The sequence below is a fragment of the Actinomadura viridis genome (genome assembly GCF_015751755.1).
Lineage (GTDB): Bacteria > Actinomycetota > Actinomycetes > Streptosporangiales > Streptosporangiaceae > Spirillospora > Spirillospora viridis.
This window is the reverse complement of the sequence record NZ_JADOUA010000001.1, coordinates 1,267,308-1,286,696: the sequence shown is the minus strand read 5'-3', so window position 1 is coordinate 1,286,696 and position 19,389 is coordinate 1,267,308. Positions and strand designations below refer to the sequence as shown.

Genomic DNA, 19,389 nt, shown 5'->3' with positions numbered 1-19,389 from the left:
GGACTCGGCAGCTAACCCAGCGCCACGTTGACGTCTCCGGCCCGATGTTCGCTGGGAGTGAAGACGCATCCCGCTCTGTTGCGCGCGATGACCTGCACGGCGAGAAAGACATCGACGATGGTCGGCAGCGAACGCAGCGATCCGCCGATCAACTCTTCGGCGCGGCCGATCCGGTACCGCACCGAGTTCGGGTGGATGTTCAGCTCGTTCGCGGTGTCGTTGATGCTGAGGTTGTTCTGCATGTAGACGATCAAGGTCTCGAGGAGATGTTCACTGCCTTCTATCTTCGCCAGCAGGTCATGCGACCGCCGTATCAGCTGGTCTTCGTCGGCGGTGCTGATGGCGATGTCGGCGACGGCGAAGTCCTCGAACCGCTGCACGGCGGGACCGTCGGTCGCGCGAGTCAGGCTGCGGGTCAGCGCCAGGCGCGCGTCTCGGTAGCTGTTGCCGATCAGGTCCAATGACGCCACCTTGCGGCCGATGCCGGCCGATGCCTGGAGCTTGCGGGCCCGCAGGACGCTGACGGCTTCGTCGATGAGGCGGCTGTCGGAGCACTGCAGGATCACGACCGCGACGCCTTCGTGGGAGCCGACGAGGTGGGGCGACGCGGAATTGGAGATCAACCCGCGCAGGATCTGCGTGACGTCCCTCAGCTGCTGCGAATGCAATTCCGGGTCGAGTCGGCGCCGGCTCCAGTGCGGCAGGGCGATGGTGGCGACGAAGCACGGTCCGTGCGGCTCGAACCCGAACCGGCGGACATGGTCCCAGCCGAACTTCTCGTAGCCGTTGTTCGATACCAGTCGTTGCAGGACATCGGCCCGCTGCAGTGCTTCCTCGGTCGCCGCGGCGCGCCGGCTGAGGGCGATGACGTCGAGCAGCTGTTCGACGGTCGTGATCAGTTGCGACACGATCTCCTGCGAGGTCGGATGGCCGCGCCTCGCCAGCACGATCCAGCGGTGCGCCTCCTCAGGCCCGTTGATCAAAGAGGCGACGACATGCCACTGCCCGACGGTGAACTGCTGCCGCTCCTGGGAGGACTTGTCGATGCGCTGCCAGATGACGCTCGTGGGACCGTCCCCCGTGGCCGCGAGGAGCCGCCCGTCGGGGTAGTAGAGAATCACCGTGCTGTTGACCAAGGCGCCGAGACGGCGCAACAGCGAGTCCGTCGGATCAGGCGTCGAGACGGCGGCGATGAGGCTGGACTGCAGCGCGAGCAGCTGCTGGTAGAGGACGAGCTCGTTGCGGGCCACACGTTCGTTGACGGCGTCCTTGATGGAGCGTAGGGACGAGTCGGCCGGAGCTGAGAGCAACGGCAGATCCAAGGCTCCGGCGGCCGCCACGATCGCCGCCGGCAGCTGGGTGGCGCCGGCTGCCAGCGTGTGGACGATGCCGACCGCGCCCGCGGTCTTCGCGGCGGCGACGAGCGCCTCCGAACCGCCGGGGCTCGCGCCCTCAGGCAGTCCGCTGGTGAGCAGCAGCACCGCACGTTGCTCGGCTGCGGGCAACTGCCCCAGCTGCAGCACCTCAGCCCGAGCGATCTCCGCGGTCTTGGCCCCGTTGCCCCCGACCGCCAGCCGCAGCCCAAGATCGGCGTTACGTTGCAGGTCTCCGATAGTGAACATCGCACTCGTCCTATACGACGCGTTGACGGGAGCGTACCCAGCACTCTACGGCGCGGCAGTGGGTTCATTCAATGCTGAATTCGCTGGTCAGAAGCCTGAATTCGGGCGGTCGAACTTGGTCGCCCCAGGACTGGTGGCAGGATTTTCGGGCCGAGATCGTCTGCCTGCGACTTGCCGATTTCAGGCAGGTGGCCTATCGCTGCCCGACGGGTCGCCGAACGCGGCCACGGGACCCTGCCGTGAAGGCGAGAACCGGACCGGCCTGGTGACATGGCCACCACACTCCTGCGTGGGGGGCACGTCTCCACGAGTCTTCCCTCACAGACCGGTCCGGTGTCCGGATCACCCGACAGCAGCCGGATCCTGGACCAGAGCGGCCCGGGCGCTCGCCACCGCCCTCTTCGACTCCGCGCCGAGGTCGCTACCGGGCACCAATGCCTGGCAGTACGCGTCGATGGCCGCATCGCCGAGCGCGCTCCACTTGTCGAGCCAACCGCGGATCAGATCACGGTTCGCCCTTCCGTGATCGTCGGATCGCAGCGCGTACTCGACGAGCGCCTGCGACCACTTCTGGGTTCGATCGCTGTCGACGAGCTGGGCGCGGCACAGCAACGCGAGCAGCGTGTCCCCGTTCTCCTGCGCGACAGCCGACAGGGCCCGCGACATGGCCGCGTCGATGGCGGGCCGGGCCACGAGGTTCAGCGCCACGAACTGCTCGGCCCAGTCCCACGTGACGAGGACGCGCTCCATCAGTTCGCGGAACCCCTGCCACGCCTCGTCGTCCTCCCAGCGGGCACGTTCCTGACGGCCGAACCCGATCGAGGGATGCGTGGCGGCGAGCTCCGCCGTCCGGTAGGCGACGCGCGACACCCAGCGCAGCTGGTCGCCCGACTCGAAGATGAAGCAGTTCTCGATCGTGCTCGACGGCGCGAGTGCCGCGAGGTAGGCGGCCGACATCTGGACCGTGTGCAGCAGGTACCGGCCGGGCGTGTAGAGGCGCGCCAGCTGCGCGACCCACTCGTCGGACAGCCCGCTGTCGTGCTCGTTCTTGCTGTGGTCATCGAGCAGGCCGTCGACATGCGCCTCCTGCCCGTCCTGGATCATGTTGTACGTCCGGTAGACGATCTGGTCAGGGTCCCTGAAACCGTCCCAGTCGGCATGCCTGAGGGGCGATTCATTACGGTATTTGACGTACCACTTGCTCAGCGGTACGTCCGGCCCCATGGCCCAGGGAGCGTCGTCGTCGGTGCTCCAGAGCAGCTTGGTGGAGACGATCTCGTACTCGGTCGGCCGACGTCGGTTCTTGGCGAGGTGACTCCACGTCTTCAGAGGCCTGGACACGTCGCTGGCATCGCTCATGATTTTCTCCTCGGTCTGGTGGGGGGTGGGCGTCAGGACTGCTTCATGAAGTACCAGCGCATGTATTCGTCGTGCGTCTCGATCTGACCGGAGTAGCCGGTCAGATTGACCTCCAGTTCCTGCATCGAGAATGCTCGGCCCAGCAGCTGTTCCATCGTTCGGCGCCGGATCACCAGACCCCCTTCCGCCTCGACCCGGACATACGTCCGGTGGTCGTGGACGCGGATCTCCTTCTCCGGGTTGTCCCGCTCGATCGCCTCGACGGCTACGACCGAGATGTCGCCGCCGCGAAGCAGGGGTCCAGCGAGATTCGACATGCCGTGCACCGGTGTGGTGGTCATCTTCTCTCCTTTTCTCGCCTCGAATCGAGGCTCGACGGTCACCGTCTCAGGCGTGGGAATGCTTGGGTTTGATTCCCTCGACCGACACGAGCACGTTGCCGTCGTGGACCTTGACCGGATACTGGGCGAGTTCCGCGTCGTCGGGATTCACGCTGTGGCCCGAGAACGCGTCGAACTCCCAGAGATGGGCCGCGCAGGTCAAGATCGTGCCGTCGAACTCGCCGTTGCTAAGCGGATGTTCCTGGTGCGGGCAGTTGCTTTGCAGGGCGCAGATGTCACCGTCGTCGGTGCGGAGCAGCAGTACCTCGACTCCGGCGACCGAGCAGAGTCGCATCTCTCCTGCCCACAGGTCGTCTTCCACGCAAACCTCATGGAACTCGGGTTCCGGCGCCGATGTCATCCGCGCCCACCACCTTCCGGGCGCCGGCCCGCCGACCCGGCCTCCGTGCACAGGTCGGCGGACCTGGCGCGATTCACTGGTCCGTCGCCACGAAGACGTCGATCTGCTGGAAGTGCCGAAGGCCGGCCTCCTCGACCGTCATCGTCCGCGGGAACGGCTCCGCGTCGTCGGTGTCGGTGGTCAGCCGCACCAGAAGCGTCGCACCGGGCTTGGGGTGGCGGGTCTGGTAACCCACCGCGGGGGCCAGGCATGCCTCCACGACCTGGTCCATCGTGTAGCCGCTCTCGACGTCGATGATCCGGGTGTGTGCGTCGTACTGAAGCCGTCCGATCACCGCAAGGGGCTTCGACATCTCGGGTCTCCTCTCGTTCTTGGACAGCGACCGGTCGTGCCGCCCTCGGCCCGCGTACGCCCGGTCGCGGCCGGGGCGCGTCGTCAGGCGTGCGCCCATGCCAGGTCGTGTGCGTCGGTCCCGCCTGGGCTGATGACACCGGCGCCCATGTACTTGAGGATGTTCTCCGGGGTGTTGGGGGAGATCTCTCCGTTGTACATACGGTCGGCGATGGTGTTGAACGTCTTGTACCGGTCGGGCTCGAGCTCGAAGATCCATTTGCAGACGGTGCTGCAGAAGCTGTACAGCCGGCCTTCGTGGTCCAGCTGGTACGCGCGGGCCTTCCAGACCGTTCCGCCCTTGTTCGAGATCGGAATCTGGCACATGTTGCAAATGGCCGGCATCCCGATCGCCTCGGACTTCTCGGGATGTCCCGCGCGAATGTTCTCGATGATCACGTCCCAGTACTGTCCGAACGTGTCGTTCCAGCCGGGGTACTTGCTCTCCAGCCAGGCACGCTCGCGGGGGCCGACGTTGCCCGTCGGGTTCCACCACAACGTGTTGCGCCATGCCCACGTCGCCGCCGCCTGGCAGTGGTGATGGGTCTCGACGTCCTCGAGGAAGATGTCCCAGTACCACGGGCGCTCCAGCCCGAGGTCGAGCAGCTGGCGTTCGAACTGTTCGCCGACGAACTCGGTCATGTACTCCTTGAAGGACCGGTCGCGCTTGTCGAGCGGGATCCAGTAGTCCATCGGGATGCCGGTGAGGATCGCGAAGAGCCGGTGGATGCGCCAGAACGCGATGTCGACCGCCTGCTGCGCCTCGGCCTTTCTCCCGTTCCTGATCAGGATGTCGAGGACCGGGGTGCCGATCTGCGCGTGCCGTGCCTCGTCGGACTGGATGCTGGTGATCAGGTTGGAGAACGTGAAGTCGCCCATGTTGGCCGCGTCCGCCGACAGGCCGATCATCTGGATGTTCGTCAGTCCGGTCTCGAACGCGAAGTTGAGCATGACCGAGGTCGTCACCGCGTCCCGGGTCATCATCACGTCGTCGAGCGCGTGCCTGCCGGCAATCGCGGCCCAGTTCTTGCTGTGGTGTGCCTGATGAGCCCAGTCGAACTGGCGGTCGAGGGTCACCAGCTGGTGCGGGAAGTACAGCTGGATCTGCCCGTGCCGCATCTCGTCGAGCATGCCGAACGTCGCCATGTTCCGCATTCCCGGCGCCTTCGAGAAGCGGGTCATCCGGGCGTCGGACTGGCACGCCGCGTACTCGGACAGGGCGATCGCCCCGTAGTGCAGCTTGAGCATGCTGAGGTAGGCGGGGTCGGCGTCCTCGTAGTAGCGGGACCGAGCGAGTGCGGCCTTGACCGAGTAGGCGCCCGCGTCCTTCTCCCGCTGCACGCTCACGTATTCGCGATACGAGACCTTGTAGGGCTCGTCGAACGACTCCCACTGCTCGATCGGAATCCCGTAGGGATCACTCTGGTCCGGCGGAAAAAGCTCGTCCATCTCGACGTACCGCGGCGTCCAGTTCGTGTCGCGGGCGATGTCGTACCAGCTTGATCGTTCCAGTAGCGCCATGTGAAATCGCTCCTCTCGATTTTCCCGTGCGCAGCACGCCGGGGATGGCAACCATGAATGGTCGATGCCGTACCGCTACTCGCCGATCCAATGCGAGCAGCAGCGCTCATGCAGTATCGCGCGATACTTCTTTGTGGTTTCAGGGAGAAGCTCGCCCGAGCCCCAATCAACGATGACGCCGTATTGGCGGACAAGGTCGTAAGCCGTCAGCTCGCCGTCCTTGTATCGCTGGGCGACGTGCACGGGGTCGGTCTCCAGGAGACTCACCCGGGTCGCCCGCAGTTTCCGGCGCTCGGCAGCGGTGGCGACTTCGTCGACCCTGTACAGGTCCGGGTCGCCAGCGTCGCGGGTCACCACCACGCCGTAGTCCTTGCGGGCCCGGTTGATCGAGACGTAGCCGTCGATGACGTCCTCACGGACGGACCGTGGAGCCCGCCGGAGAGGATCGCCGTATCCACCACCGCCGGCCGACGGCCGCTCCAGCGAATCGCCGGGGACCACCGGCACCCGGGACGCCAGGGATCCCAGGTAGCGTTCGCCGACGGAACCCGGGTTGATCCATAGGCCATGCGGGCAGCTGGGCGACCCGCCAAGGGTTCCGATGATCATCGATTTGGCGCGATCGGAGCAGTACGACAGGATCGCTCCCTCGCAGTCGGTGAGGATCACCTCCTTCACCATCCCGAGCCCGCCACGAAATTCGCCCGGCCCGCCCGAGTCGGTCTTCAATTCACAGGTGCGGGTCACTATGGGGGAGGTGATTTCCTGCATCTCGGTCGACTGCAGGACGTGACCGACTCCGAAGATCGACGCCGTGGCGTTCGATCCGTCTTTTCCGTTGCGCCCACCCCAGCCGCCGGCCATCCAGTCGTAGTACATGAATTGTTCCTGCCCGTGATGGCGCACATCTCTACCGCCGAGCAACACGTACTCGAGATTGAACGACGTGGCGATCGCGCGTTCGGGCATGATCTGGGACCAGATCTGGAAGATGGCGTTCACGATCTTCTCGTACGGTCCCGCGTAGAATCCGGTGACCGCGCTGGGCCAGGAGGCGTTGACCACCGTTCCACGCGGGCCGAAGTCGACCGTGATGGCCCGATAGAAACCGGAGTTGAGCGGCACGTCGGGGAAGAAGGTCTTGGTCCCGGCGATCACGGCCGAGTAGCTGCCACCGAAGGCCGAGTTGAGAAAACTCCCGATGGCGGGATGTGATCCGCTGAGGTCGTAGTGGACACCGTCTCCGGAGATCCGCATCCGCACCTTGATCGGTACCAGACCTTCGCTCCTGCTCGGGTCGTTATCGATGTAGTCCTCTGCTTCCCACACCCCATCGGAAAGCTCCGACAACCGCCGGCGTACGACGCGTTCAACGTAGGCCTGAGACTCGCCGAACGCCGCGACGACCGTCCTCTGGCCGTAGCGCTCGATGAGCCGGTGGACCTCGCGCTCACAGACCCGGGTCGCCTCGGCCTGCGCGCGCAGATCCCCTTCTGCGTCCTCTGGTGATCGCGTATTCGACGCGATGAGCCGTCCGACGTCCGCCAGGTAGCGCCCACGCGACCAGATCCGAACCGGGGTGATCCGGAGTCCCTCTCCGAAATGTTCCGTCGCGCTGGGATCGAACGAGCCGGTGGCAGCACCGCCGACATCGGCCCAGTGGCCGTTGCACTGGGCGACGGCGATCAGCGCACCGTCACTGAAAATCGGCCGCAACACCCTGACGTCGTTGAAGTGGGTGCCGCCGCAGTACGGGTCGTTGAGGATGAACACATCGCCCTCATAGATGTCTCCGCGAAACGCGTTGAGTACCGCTTTCGCAGCGAAGTGCAACGTTCCCACCTGCACGGCGACGTCTCGGCTGCCCTGGGCGACGGTGTCGCCGTCTGCGTCGCACAGCCCGCCGGAGAAGTCACGTGCGTGTATCACGAAGGAGTGGCAGGTGCGCAGCAACTGCTCGGCCATGAGGTCGACGGCGGTCATGAAGGCGTTCCGCAGGACTTCGGCGGTCACCGGGTCGAGGGTCTCCGCCTGGTCGTCCTCTATCATCCGCAGTAGTGCCCGCTGATCTACCATGTTGCCTACCCCTCCACGTTCATGGAGATGCGCAGGTTCTCCATCTGGTCGACGATCGCCGTCCAGTCCGGAGGGATCAGCGTCGTCGAATCGGGCTGGGCGATGACCGCGGGGCCCGTGACCGTGGCGTCGGGGTAGAGATCGGACCGGTCGTACACCGGTGTCTCCAGCCAGTCTCGCGGTTCGATGAACCTGACCATCCGCCGCCCCACCGGTTCGATCGGCCTCCCATTTCCACGGCTCGACACGCCGATCCGCGGTTTGTCGATGATGCCCAGAGCCGATACCGAAAGTTGGAAGAGGTCGACATCGGCGAGATCACGACTGAACCCGAATTCCCTCCGGTGTTGGATGTGGAACTTCTCGACCAGCCCATCGATCGCCCGGACCGACTGGTCCACGGCGATGGGCATCGAGCGTGACTGCCCGCGGTATCGCATTTCGATGAACCGCTGCATGCTGATGCGTTCGGTCTCGACGCCGTCATCGAGGAGGCTCCTGCGGGCGTGCGACTCCAACCTCAGGAACGTCGATTCGATCTCGTACGGGTCGGCCGCATACGCGTTCCGGATGAACATGGCACTGAAGTCGTGCCGGATGTCGACGAGCAGGCATCCGAACGCCGAGGTGACCCCCGGGTGTGGTGGGACCACGACCGCGGGGAGGGACAGCTCGCGGGCCAGGTGGACCGCGTGCATGGGGCCGGCTCCACCGAAGGCGACAAGCGCGAGATCGCGTGGATCCTGTCCCCGGCGAATTGACACGATCTTCAGAGCGTCGGCCAAATTCGCCGACGCGACACGCAGGATGCCGACCGCGGCATCCTCGAGTGAGCTGTTGAGTTCCCGGGCGATCCGCCGCACCGCCCGCCTGGCGAGTTCGAGGTCGAGGAGCTGCGACCCCGCGGCCAGCGAGGTGTCGATCTGCCCCAGGACGAGCTGGGCGTCGGTGGTGGTCGCCGCCGTGCCGCCGAGTCCGTAACAGGCAGGACCGGGATCTGCGCCGGCCGATTGCGGGCCGACGCGCAGCGCCCCGCCATCGTCGACCCACGCCATCGAGCCGCCCCCGGCTCCGATGGTCAGTACCTCAAGGTTCGGAAAGCAGATCGGGTGTCCAAAATCCACCGACCAATTCCGTGTGATGTTCAATTCTCCACCGGACACGATGGATATGTCGGCGCTGGTGCCACCCACGTCCAGCCCCAGTGAGTTCTCATAGCCGCACGCGAGCGCGATATGTTTGCTCGCCACCGCACCTGCCGCCAGGCCGGAGGACGCGAGCCGCGCGGCGTGCTTTTGCGCGGCCTGAGTCGTCATCACGCCTCCGCCGCCGTGCATCAGATGAAGCCTGCCGGCATAGCCGGATTCCGCCAGCCTCTGCTCCAGGCACGTCGCGTAGTGGCCGATCAACGGCGACAGCAGGGCGTTCGCCACGGTGGTCGAGAAGCGCTCATGTTCAAGGATCTCGTCCAGTACGGCGCTGGAGATCGAGACCACGACGTCGGGCAGTTCCGCGCGCAGGAACTCCTGCATCGCGATCTCATGTACCGGGTTGACGTAGGAGTTGACGAAGCAGACGGCGACCGTCTGCACCTGCCTGCGCCGGAGTGTGTCGACCAGTTCCTGGGCTTCGCGCATGTCCAGCGGCTGGATCACCCGTCCGGTCGCGTCGACGCGTTCGGTGACGACCAGCCGGTCGCGGCGCGGGATGTAGGGAGGGGCGACGTCCTCGTAGGCGTCCCACAGATCCTCCTTCGTCCCCCTTCTGATCTCGATCACGTCGCGAAATCCGCGTGTCGTGACGAGAGCTGCCCGAGGAAACGTCCGGTTGAGCAGCGCGTTGGTGGCGACGGTCGTGCCGTGGCAGAAGAACCAGGTGTCGACCAGATCCGCACCGGCCTGGGCGATACCACGCATCACACCATCGATCGGGGATCCGGCCGTCGTCGGCACCTTGGCCACGCGAGGTGCTTCCCCGTGCTCACCCAGAACGCAGACGTCCGTGAAGGTACCGCCGACATCGACCGCGACTCGCAATGTCATCCAACACCTCCTGCACCTCGGTGTACGGCCCAGGGCCTCTGCCCTGGGTAGTGCCCGGTCCGGGGCGTAACCCCTGGTCGTTGCCCTAGATACTCGTCCGGCCCCTAGAGACAAGCAATAGTGAGGAGTGAGAGAACAGGGCGATCGGATTGTGCGGGTCTCCCACACGCCGGCTGCGGATTCGTGATCGTCGTGCGCGCAGGCCCGGCCATGGCGGCCGTGGAGGCGGCCACGGCGCAGCAGGTGTGGCGAGACGCGTCCGGAGGTGCCGGCTTGACCGACGCATCGGTCGGCCCTGCTGCCCGGCTTTCCTCTTCAGGCAGTGCTCACCTGCGCGTTCAAGCGCCGGCCCCGGGCAACGGCATCCCCGCACAGCGCGACCAGCCGAGGTTTTTCGGCCGCACCACGTTCGTCCAGCACGATCCGGTGAAGCTTGGCCAAGCCCCTCGCCGCGGGTCCACTCAGCTAAGCGGCGGGTGCACCGTCAGCCAGGACGCACCGAAGGCCGGGGGTGTCGCCAGGTGCGGCTGATGGTCGGCAAGGCGATCGCCGCCAACGCCTCCCGTTGGTCGGCCAGGCGCCGTCCGCCTCACTGCCGGCGGGTCGGTGCAGGTAGTACGCCCAACTGGCACCGCCGCAACTCATCAGGAACCAGTCACCCCGGGTGAAGCTCACCCCGCCTCATCCAACGAGCAATCACCGGACGGTCGCCTACCGGCGAGCCCGCGGCGACGGGATCCGCCGGTCGGAGACCCGCACAATCCGACCACCCCGTTCTCTCACTCCTCACTATTGCTTGCCTCTAGGGGCCGGACGAGTATCTAGGGCAACGACCAGGGGTTACGCCCCGGACCGGGCACTACCCAGGGCAGAGGCCCTGGTCCGTACACCGAGGTGCAGGAGGTGTTGGATGACATTGCGAGTCGCGGTCGATGTCGGCGGTACCTTCACGGACGTCTGCGTTCTGGGTGAGCACGGAGAAGCACCCCGCCTGGCAAAGGTGCCGGCGACGATCAGCGGAATGAATTTCACTCCTCGCATCTGATCGTGCAGCGATCACCACGTCCGTTCAGCGTCGACTGAACGTTCACTCGAACGAACGTCAGCGAGAGGCGTGTCGGCATGCATTGCCACCGCGGGAACCCGTCCACCCGGTGATCTAAGGGACACATCATGAGCCAATACGACGCCGCGAACCGGGCGGCCGGCCAGACGTACACGAGCTGTGTCACCGGGTCACGGACCAGTCGACTCGATCTCACCGGGATGGCCCGACCGGTAGCCGCCGCCTGCCGACATACCCACGAAACCCTTCTTCGCTGGGGTGTGGCCTCTGAACTGATCGACGATGCCCTGCTCATCGCCTCCGAACTTGTCACCAATGCCGAGAAAAACGCGGCAGGGGCCGGCGGAGCTCAGGAGATCCGGCTCACCCTCCAGGCCGGCCACGTGGGCATCGCGGTCAGCGATACCCATCCCTGCCATCGATCTTCCGCTGGGCCCTCGACATGGATTAAGAGTCACGCCGAGTCCTGAGTGCCTTCTCCACGCTCGACCGGAACCAAGCTGCCGATTCACCGCAGCCCAGAGGATGTTCGGGCGACCTTGGCAGCGACGACAACATGCCCCTGGTAAACGGCGGCAGCGAGAACGCCTGGACCGCACCGGCGCCCGCCGTCCCGACAGCCTCACGACCCGTCCCTCCACGAACTTCTGCGGAGCAGCACCGATACTCGTCCGCCCCCTCAGGTCAAGCCAAAGCGAGGAGTAAAAGGGCGGGGCCCATCGGATCACGCCGGTCCCATACGCCGCTGCGTGCTCGCACTCGCCAGGGGCGCGAAAGACGCATCGGCCTACTTCTCACGACTTAACAATACCCCCCAAGGAGATGGCAATGAGCGAACGCCTTACCGCCAGAAACAGACCGCTCCAGATCATCGAACACGATGATCCGGAGGTCGTGCGTAGCGCCGCGACAGAGGACTACGCACTGCATGTCGCGCCTTTCACGTGGCGCTCGGGCCGGGTCTCGCTGCTCATGGCCTGGTACGCGTTCGCGAGCGCGATGTTCTGGCTCATCGTCGGAGCCACCGTGGCCCTCGTCGCGGGCACGGTGGACACCCTGATCGGACTCGGACTCTCGGTGATCGCGTACAGCGTGATCGGCGGACTGATCAGCCGCTACGCCGCACGCACCGGAATCTCGAGCGCCCTGTTCTCACGCTGCCTCTTCGGCTATCTGGGATCGGTGATAGCGCCACTGATCATCGGAGCGACCGCCCTCTACTACGGCGTCTTCGAGGGATCCGTCATCGCAGCCGTACTGCACCAGTACAGCGGAGTGGGCTCCATCCAGCTGTGGTACTTCATTGTCGCCGCCTACAGCATCCCTCTCGTCATCGGCGGGGTGCGGAAATGGCTCGACAAGATCAACGGGGTACTCCTGCCCTTCTACTACATCGGACTCATCGTGGTCGTGGTCTGGGCGGTGGCCCGCCATGGCTATTCCAATGACTGGCTCACCGCCGGCCCGGTGACCGACGTGAACCTCCATGCGCCCGGATGGTTCTTCGCCTTCACGACCTACATGGGCGTCTGGATCATGATCCCGTTCACCTGGGACTACGCGCGGCTGGCCAAGACGAGCGACTCTCGGTACCACCAGCGGCTCACCTTCGGCCCCCTCTTCTACATCCTGACCCTCGTCGTCAACGCGGTCGTCGGAATCTACCTGGCACATACGCTGGTGACCAATACTCCGCTCAGTGAGCTCTCCGCGGTCGAGGGCATCGTAAAACTCGCGGGTGTCTTCGGGGTCGGGCTGGTGTGGATCAGCCAGACCAGGATCAACACGGCCAACTATTACCTCGCGAGCATCAATGCCGAGAGCTTCTTCGCCCGAGCGATGAAGATTCACCTTTCGCGGCGCGTGTGGGTCGTCATCGTCGGCATCGCCGCGTTCGGGCTCATGCTCACCAATCCGATCTCGTACCTGCTCAAGTCCCTGCAGTGGCAGGGTGTCTTCGTGGTGGCGTGGGTCGCGATCGCGCTGGTGTACCTCGCGTTCGCCCGGCGTGACCGACGTGCCGCCGAGGACTTCGAGTTCAGGCCCGGCCGGATTCCCGCGTTCAACGCCGTCGGACTCGTTTCCTGGCTCGTCGCGGCGGCGGCAGGCATCACCCTGGTTCAGGCGGCCGGCTCGTTCGGTGCGACCTGGTCTGCGCCGATCACGTTCCTGCTGGCGGCGGTCATGTACGCGATCGGCCGCCTCGCCACCGGAGAGCGCCACGTCGTGCTCCGCCGCCCGTTCGACCCACGTTCCGAGGTCGAGAACCCCTGGGAGGCCAGGGTTCTGTGCGCCTCATGCGACCGGCACTACATCGCTCAGGAGATGGACCGCAACCCCTCGACGCCCGATCACGCCCCCATCTGCGCTGAATGCGGCAGCAACGACATCGCCTACCTGCGCGCCTCCTACGCCGAGGCTCGGTCCAGCTCGGCCGCCCATAACGACGCGGATCTGGTCGCCTCCGACTGAAAACCCAGTCGCGGGCGTGCGGAACCGCCCGCCGCGCCGGCAGTCAGCAACCACCACACAGGGCTACCGAAGGACGTCCGATGCAGCAAGGAATTGACACCGTTGGCCAGCGAACTTCCGGATTCGCCTGCCCGCCGACCGGGATGTTCGTCGGTGGCGAGTGGCGCGAGGCCCGCGCGAATGCGAGCCTCCCCGTCCTCAACCCCGCGACCGGGGAAGTCATCGCGACCGTAGCGGACGCCGACGTCGAGGACGCCACGGATGTTCTGGATGCGGCGACGGCCGCTTTCCCGCACTGGTCGGCGACGTCGCCCCGACGGCGGGCCGCGCTGTTGCACGAGGCCTTCATGGCTGTCCGCGACAGGGCTGAGGAATTCGCAACGCTCATCACCATGGAGATGGGCAAGCCCTTGGCCGAGTCGCGGGCCGAGGTCAACTACGCGGCCGACTTCCTGCGGTGGTACTCGGAGGAGGCCGTCCGCATCACGGGTACCTTCCGCACCGCCCCCGACGGCTCGTCCCGGCATCTCACCCTGAGTCAGCCGGTGGGGCCGTGCCTGCTGGTGACACCATGGAATTTCCCCCTCGCGATGATCACGCGGAAAGTCGCGCCGGCGCTCGCGGCGGGCTGCACGGTCATCCTCAAACCGGCCGAGGAGACACCACTATCGGCTTTGAAATTCGCCCACGTCCTCGCTGAGGCGGGACTCCCCGCCGGAGTGGTCAACGTGCTGAACACAGGACGCCCCGGCCCTGTCGTCGAGGCGATTCTGCGCGACCCGCGGATGCGCAAGCTATCCTTCACGGGATCCACTGAAGTGGGCCGCAGGCTGCTGACGTTGGCCGCACCCGGCGTACTCCGGACCTCCATGGAACTGGGCGGCAACGCACCCTTCATCGTCTTTCGCGATGCCGACGTCGACGCGGCCATCGAGGGCGCGGTCGCGGCGAAGCTTCGCAATGGCGGGCAGTCCTGTGTCGCGGCGAATCGCTTCATCGTCGCCGACTCGATCGCGTCGGAGTTCATCGATGGACTGGCCGAGCGGCTACGCGCCCAGATCGTCGGCCCGGGGGACGACCCCCGATCGACACTCGGGCCGCTGATCAACGAACGGCAGCGGGATCGAGCGGTCGGGCTGGTCGACGACGCCGTCTCCCATGGCGCCGAGCCTGTCGTCCACCACGACGCGGCCGGCCCCGGAGACGCGTTCCTCAAGCCGGTCCTGCTCGACCGGGTCCCGCCCTCCGCGGAGATCGCACGACAGGAGATCTTCGGCCCCGTCGCCACGGTCTATCGGTTCTCGAACGAGCAGGAGGGCCTCGCCCTGGCCAATGCCACGGAGTCCGGTCTGGCCGGCTACGTCTACACCCGGGACCTGAATCGCGCCATCCGAGCCATCGAGGCGATGGAGTGCGGCATGGTCGGGGTGAACCGAGGACATGTCTCCGACGCCTCGGCACCGTTCGGCGGTGCGAAGCAGTCCGGCCTGGGCCGTGAGGGCAGCGAGATCGGCATTCAGGAGTACCTCGAGACCAAGTACGCCTCGATCAGCGCCACCGTGTGAACACGTTCTACCAGGTGAGGCCAGGGATGACAGGGGCGTCGCGGACGGTCTGGCCAGAGAGGCGGCGGTGCTGTTGGTGCGGCCGTCCTGGCGGTGGACGCTCACCGGGGCGCGGGGCAGGTGCGGGATGGGAGACGAACGGTTCTCGATGCGCCGGCGGCCTCTGGGAGCGAGCCGCCAAGGCTGGTGACGGGGAGTGAGCGTGTCGACTGTCGTCATCGTCGGTACCTCGGTGGGTGGTGTACGCACCGCCAAGGCGTTGCGTTCGGCCGGGTACGCGGGCGAGATCGTGCTCGTGGGCGCCGAGGACCACCTGCCCTACGACAGGCCGCCACTGTCAAAGGCCTTCCTCATAGGAACGGCGACGCGGGAGGACCTGACGCTGCTCGACAGGGAGGCGGCGAGCGCCGCGGGAATACGGCTAGAACTGGGAACCCCCGCGACCGCTGTGGACCCGGCCGGCCGTTCAGTCGAACTGGCCGACGGCCGACGCCTGGGCTTCGACGAACTCGTCATCGCCACCGGTGCCCGGCCACGTCCCTCACCGTGGGGCGCCCCGCCTGGCCTGCACATGCTGCGGACTCTCGACGACGCCCTCGCACTGCGCGAGGACCTGGACCGAGGCGGGCCGCTGGTCATCATCGGTGCCGGTTTCATCGGTGCCGAGATCGCCGCCACCGCGACCACCGTAGGGCTCGCCGATGTGACGCTCGTCGACCCGATGCGCGTCCCACTCAGCCGCGTGCTGAATCCCGCGGTCGCCCAACGCTTCGGCCGCCTGCATACCGACCGCGGGGTGACCACCCGGTTCGGGACCGCCGTCACGGGTGTCGAGTCCGTCGACGGCGGGCTCATCGTCAAGCTGGACGACGGAACAGGTCTCCCCGCGGCCACGGTGGTCGTGGGTATCGGGGCGGTTCCGAACGACGGCTGGCTTCGCGGCTCCGGACTGACCATCGCGGACGGCGTCGTGTGCGACCAGTACTCCCGGGCGCGCGGCGCGCCGAACATTCACGCCGTGGGTGACGTCGCTCGCTGGTTCCATCCCCGCCACCGCAGGCTCGTCCGCGCTGAACACTGGACCAATGCCGTCGAGCAGGCCGATTGCGTCGCACACAACATCACGCACCCGAACGATCCCCGGGCGCACGAACCGATCGAGTATGTGTGGACTGATCAGTACGATTGGCAGATCCAGCTGGTCGGCCGCACCGGAGGAAGCCTGCCCCATGTCATCCTCCCCGGCGCCGATCCGGACCACAGCTTCGCGGTCCTTTATTCTCACTCCACCGGGAAGTTCGCCGGTGCGGTCGCCGTCAACTGGCCCCGCGCGGTAATCACCTGCCGGAAGGCACTGCGCGCTCCGGTGCCCCTCAACACCATCCGGGAAACCATCACCGCCGCAACCGAGAGGCCCCGGAAATCTCGGACGGGGACCTAATAGGCATTTCCGAAAGAATCGGGCGACGCGGCAATAACGCACCGAAGCTCATACCGCTCGCAAGTGCGCAGTCGAGCCGGCCGTCCACGGGGTCAACGGACACCCCTGCTCCCCCAGCATCCACCAAGGTAGACGGCGGTGGACGTACGCTAGTGGCCGTCCCTGGTCGCCGTCGTCACCGTTGCCCCACCCGCGTTGTCCGAGGACAAGCAGACCCGGACCGCAGGACCACTTGCGGCCCGAAGACCGGAAGCGGCGCGCCAGCGAGGCTCGCCCGACCATGCACAGCGGGCGTCTTGGGCAACCGCCGAGCCGTCCGCGGCCGGCCTGGGGTCGATGCCCACAAGCGCGGCGCGAACACCTGACCGCGCAGGGGACCGTTCACTCACCGTCCATCCCCTCTGAACCATGAGCAACCACCACGCATCTCAATAGGAAACCGGGCTTGAGGGGGCGACGTGCGGAAGGAACGGATCGCTCTCGGCCTTGCCCTCTTTGGGCTGGCCGGGATCTGTGGCCTAGTGGCCTGGTTCTTGTGGCCGGACACGTTTGGACAGCTCGCGCTGTGGTTCGGCGCCGCGGCCTTCACCTGGAAGGGCTTCCAGGCCCTTCTAGGAAAGATCAACCCCCCGCAGGTGCAGAGCACTGACCAGCCGGACCCGCCCGCTCGGCCTGACTCTGCGCGCCGGTCGCCGACGAATCCCCCACGGCCGCACGAGCCGTCCGAGAACCCTTCGCCACATTACGCTTCCCGGGACAGCGGCACGCAAGACACCGACTCCGCTCCACTTCCCACGCGAACGGATCACGGGGAAGTCTGGCGGGCGGTGAAGTCCACCGCCGACAGCACCGTGTCCAGCATGCTGCGCTTCTATGTCGTACTCATCCTCCTTCTCCTGGTGCCGACAGCGCTGGGCCTGACCATCGGCGGGATTGTCGCGCTCTACAAAGGCAACGTGCCGATGGCTGGTTTCATGTGGGCGGCGGCCGGCTTCCTGGTGTGGTACCTCTGCGGTCCGCTGCGGCGCTTCTGGAAGTCGAAAGAAACTGAGCTGGACAACTTGAATGACGTAGCCGAAATGGTCGACGGCTCGGGCGAATGACACCGACCAAACGACCCGTGGTCTTCATAACGACGGCCCCAGCTGCACGATGTGGGTCTTGATCGCCGTGAAGTACACGGCGAACTGGCTGGCCGACCGGGTCTTCAACGCCAATGCCCTCCTGCGGCACAGTGCACGTTGCCTAGCAGCGGCGTAGAACCTGAGACGCTTCAGATGCCACCCACCCTGTGGTGCCTGCTCAGATCTGGTTCGCGCCTCCGTCAACGTAGAAGTTCGCGCCGACGACGTAGCTGCTCTGTTCCGAGGCCAGGAAGGCCACAACTGCGGCGGCCTCCTCAGGCTGACCCATGCGGCCCCTGGCCACGGTCGCGGCGACATTCTCCTTGACGGCACGAGCGGTCTCCTCGTCGCCGAAAGCGGCGGTGCCCCCGGGAGTCTCGATCCATGCCGGCGAGACCACGTTGACCCGGATGCCACGGGCCTTGAGCTCGTTGGACCACGTCCGTGCGAAGGACCGGACGGCCGCCTTCGACGCCGCGTACGCGCCGAACGCCTCTACTCCACGGTCGCCGGCGGTCGAACCGACCAGGACGATCGAGGCTCCGTCGTTGAGCAGCGGCAACGCCTTCTGCACGGTGAACAGCGTGCCTCGGACGTTGACCGCGAAGGTCTGGTCGAAGTGCTCCGCGGTGGTCTGGTCCAGCGTCACGAACGCACCGACTGATGTTGCCCCCGTTTAGCGGCCATGGAGGTTGAGAGAGGTAGGGTTCGGCGATCTTGTATAGGAGATCGTTCTCGTGCCCAAGCCTTATCCGCCGGTTTTTCGTCGGCGTGCCCTGGATCTGCTGGAGTCGGGACGATCGGTGCGGGACGTGGCCGCGTCCCTGGGTATCGCGGAGTCGTGCCTGCACCGATGGAAACGGCAGGACCTGATCGACCGTGGTCTGAAGCCACCCAGTCCCGCAGAGGCCGAGTCTGTCGCCCTGGCTCAGGCCCGGGCACGGATCGCTGAGCTGGAGAACGAGGTCAAGATTCTGAGGAAGGCCGCCGCGGCGGTCGAGCAGGTGGTGCCCCCAAAAGCCCGCTTCGCTCTGGTGGCCGAGCTGGCCGTTGAGGGCGTCCCGGTCAAGCAGGCCTGTCTCGCGCTCGGCGTGTCCCGGTCGGGCTTCTACGACGCCCGCACTCGCCCGCCCTCGGCGCGCGTGATCCGCCAGGCGTGGCTGACCGATCAGATCACGGCCATCCATCAGGCCTCACGACAGACCTATGGATCGCCTCGAGTGCGCGCCGAGCTCGTCCAGGGCCAGGGCGTGGTCGTCTCACGCAAGACGGTGGCGGTGCTGATGCGGCGAGCCGGCTTGGCGGGGCTGCCCCTGCGTCGTCGAGCCAAGCGGGTTCTCGCATCGGCGACGGTCACCGACCTGGTAAAACGCAACTTCCACCGTGAAGGACCGAACCAGCTGTGGGTTACCGATATCACCGAGCATCCCACCCGGGAGGGCAAGCTCTACTGCTGCGTGGTTCTGGACGCCTTCTCCCGCCGTGTGGTCGGCTGGGCCATCGATTCGCGGCACGGGCCGACCTGGCGGCCTCGGCGCTGGGCATGGCGATCGATTCCCGCGGCAGTGCCGGACAGATCCCTGATGGGATCATCCACGCAGATCACGGCACCCAGTTCACCTCATGGACCTTCACCGAACGCGCACGGCGGGCAGGGCTGCCGCCCTCCCTGGGAACCGTCGGCGACCCCTACGACAATGCCGTGGCCGAGTCGTTCTGGGCACGCATGCAGACCGAACTCCTGGACCGGCAACGCTGGAGAACCCGCGTCGAACTCGCCAACGCGATCTTCGAGTACATCGAAGGGTTCTACAACCGCCACCGACGCCACTCCGCCCTGGATTACATGAGCCCGATACAGTTCGAAACCACCCACCCGTCGAGCCCGACCTCCTCACCGGCGAGTCCGTGAAACCGGGGCAACATCAAGCTGTCCGTGGAACCGGGGGAAGCTCAGGAGTGGGCTGGTC

Annotated in this window: 15 protein-coding genes; 6 read left to right on the top strand and 9 right to left on the bottom strand. The window is 66.2% G+C overall.

The window, feature by feature from the left end; genetic code table 11:
* Positions 1-11: 11 nt before the first annotated feature.
* The 8 genes from IW256_RS05660 to IW256_RS05625 all read right to left on the bottom strand — a co-directional run bounded on the left by IW256_RS05660 (position 12) and on the right by IW256_RS05625 (position 9,751).
* Complete coding sequence (locus tag IW256_RS05660) at positions 12-1,622, bottom strand: PucR family transcriptional regulator (protein WP_197009946.1); 1,611 nt, start codon at positions 1,620-1,622, stop codon at positions 12-14.
* Between the two features lie 342 nt (positions 1,623-1,964).
* Positions 1,965-2,981: an aromatic/alkene monooxygenase hydroxylase subunit beta gene (locus IW256_RS05655; RefSeq protein WP_197009945.1), complete on the bottom strand. Its 1,017-nt coding sequence runs from the start codon at positions 2,979-2,981 to the stop codon at positions 1,965-1,967.
* 32 nt (positions 2,982-3,013) lie between these two features.
* Complete coding sequence (locus tag IW256_RS05650) at positions 3,014-3,322, bottom strand: MmoB/DmpM family protein (RefSeq protein WP_197009944.1); 309 nt, start codon at positions 3,320-3,322, stop codon at positions 3,014-3,016.
* A 46-nt stretch (positions 3,323-3,368) separates the two neighbouring features.
* The gene (locus tag IW256_RS05645) at positions 3,369-3,722 is read right to left on the bottom strand and encodes a Rieske 2Fe-2S domain-containing protein (RefSeq protein WP_269217911.1); all 354 of its coding nucleotides are present in this window, start codon (positions 3,720-3,722) and stop codon (positions 3,369-3,371) included.
* Positions 3,723-3,795: 73 nt separating this feature from the next.
* Positions 3,796-4,074 carry a toluene-4-monooxygenase system B family protein gene (locus IW256_RS05640; protein ID WP_197009942.1) on the bottom strand — a complete coding sequence of 93 codons (279 nt, stop codon included), beginning with the start codon at positions 4,072-4,074 and terminating at the stop codon, positions 3,796-3,798.
* 83 nt (positions 4,075-4,157) lie between these two features.
* Positions 4,158-5,633: a YHS domain-containing protein gene (locus IW256_RS05635; protein WP_197009941.1), complete on the bottom strand. Its 1,476-nt coding sequence runs from the start codon at positions 5,631-5,633 to the stop codon at positions 4,158-4,160.
* Positions 5,634-5,708: 75 nt separating this feature from the next.
* Entirely contained in the window at positions 5,709-7,682 is a 1,974-nt protein-coding gene (locus tag IW256_RS05630) for a hydantoinase B/oxoprolinase family protein (RefSeq protein WP_197009940.1), read from the bottom strand.
* A gap of 32 nt (positions 7,683-7,714) precedes the next feature.
* Positions 7,715-9,751 carry a hydantoinase/oxoprolinase family protein gene (locus IW256_RS05625; RefSeq protein WP_197009939.1) on the bottom strand — a complete coding sequence of 679 codons (2,037 nt, stop codon included), beginning with the start codon at positions 9,749-9,751 and terminating at the stop codon, positions 7,715-7,717.
* 1,173 nt (positions 9,752-10,924) lie between these two features.
* Here IW256_RS05625 and IW256_RS05615 point away from each other — a divergent pair.
* The 5 genes from IW256_RS05615 (at position 10,925) to IW256_RS05595 (ending at position 17,398) form a co-directional block, all read left to right on the top strand.
* Positions 10,925-11,287, top strand: a complete 363-nt coding sequence (locus tag IW256_RS05615) for an ATP-binding protein (RefSeq protein ID WP_197009937.1) — start codon at positions 10,925-10,927, stop codon at positions 11,285-11,287.
* A gap of 358 nt (positions 11,288-11,645) precedes the next feature.
* Positions 11,646-13,289: a purine-cytosine permease family protein gene (locus tag IW256_RS05610; protein ID WP_197009936.1), complete on the top strand. Its 1,644-nt coding sequence runs from the start codon at positions 11,646-11,648 to the stop codon at positions 13,287-13,289.
* Positions 13,290-13,432: 143 nt separating this feature from the next.
* The gene (locus IW256_RS05605) at positions 13,433-14,854 is read left to right on the top strand and encodes an NAD-dependent succinate-semialdehyde dehydrogenase (protein WP_197016111.1); all 1,422 of its coding nucleotides are present in this window, start codon (positions 13,433-13,435) and stop codon (positions 14,852-14,854) included.
* A gap of 202 nt (positions 14,855-15,056) precedes the next feature.
* Positions 15,057-16,295 (top strand): NAD(P)/FAD-dependent oxidoreductase, encoded by a 1,239-nt coding sequence (locus IW256_RS05600; protein WP_307828744.1) that lies wholly within the window; start codon positions 15,057-15,059, stop codon positions 16,293-16,295.
* A 458-nt stretch (positions 16,296-16,753) separates the two neighbouring features.
* A complete protein-coding gene (locus IW256_RS05595; RefSeq protein WP_197009935.1) occupies positions 16,754-17,398 on the top strand; it encodes a hypothetical protein in 645 nt (214 codons plus the stop codon).
* 199 nt (positions 17,399-17,597) lie between these two features.
* Here the strand turns inward: IW256_RS05595 and IW256_RS05590 are convergent, their stop codons facing one another.
* On the bottom strand, positions 17,598-18,068 hold the full coding sequence (locus IW256_RS05590; RefSeq protein WP_197009934.1) for an SDR family NAD(P)-dependent oxidoreductase: 471 nt from the start codon (positions 18,066-18,068) through the stop codon (positions 17,598-17,600).
* Between the two features lie 88 nt (positions 18,069-18,156).
* Here IW256_RS05590 and IW256_RS05585 point away from each other — a divergent pair.
* Positions 18,157-19,331 (top strand): IS3 family transposase gene (locus tag IW256_RS05585; protein ID WP_197009933.1). Its coding sequence is split into 2 segments (ribosomal slippage): positions 18,157-18,934 and positions 18,934-19,331, totalling 1,176 coding nucleotides; the frame shifts between segments, so codons are not numbered across the junction.
* Positions 19,332-19,389: the final 58 nt, after the last annotated feature.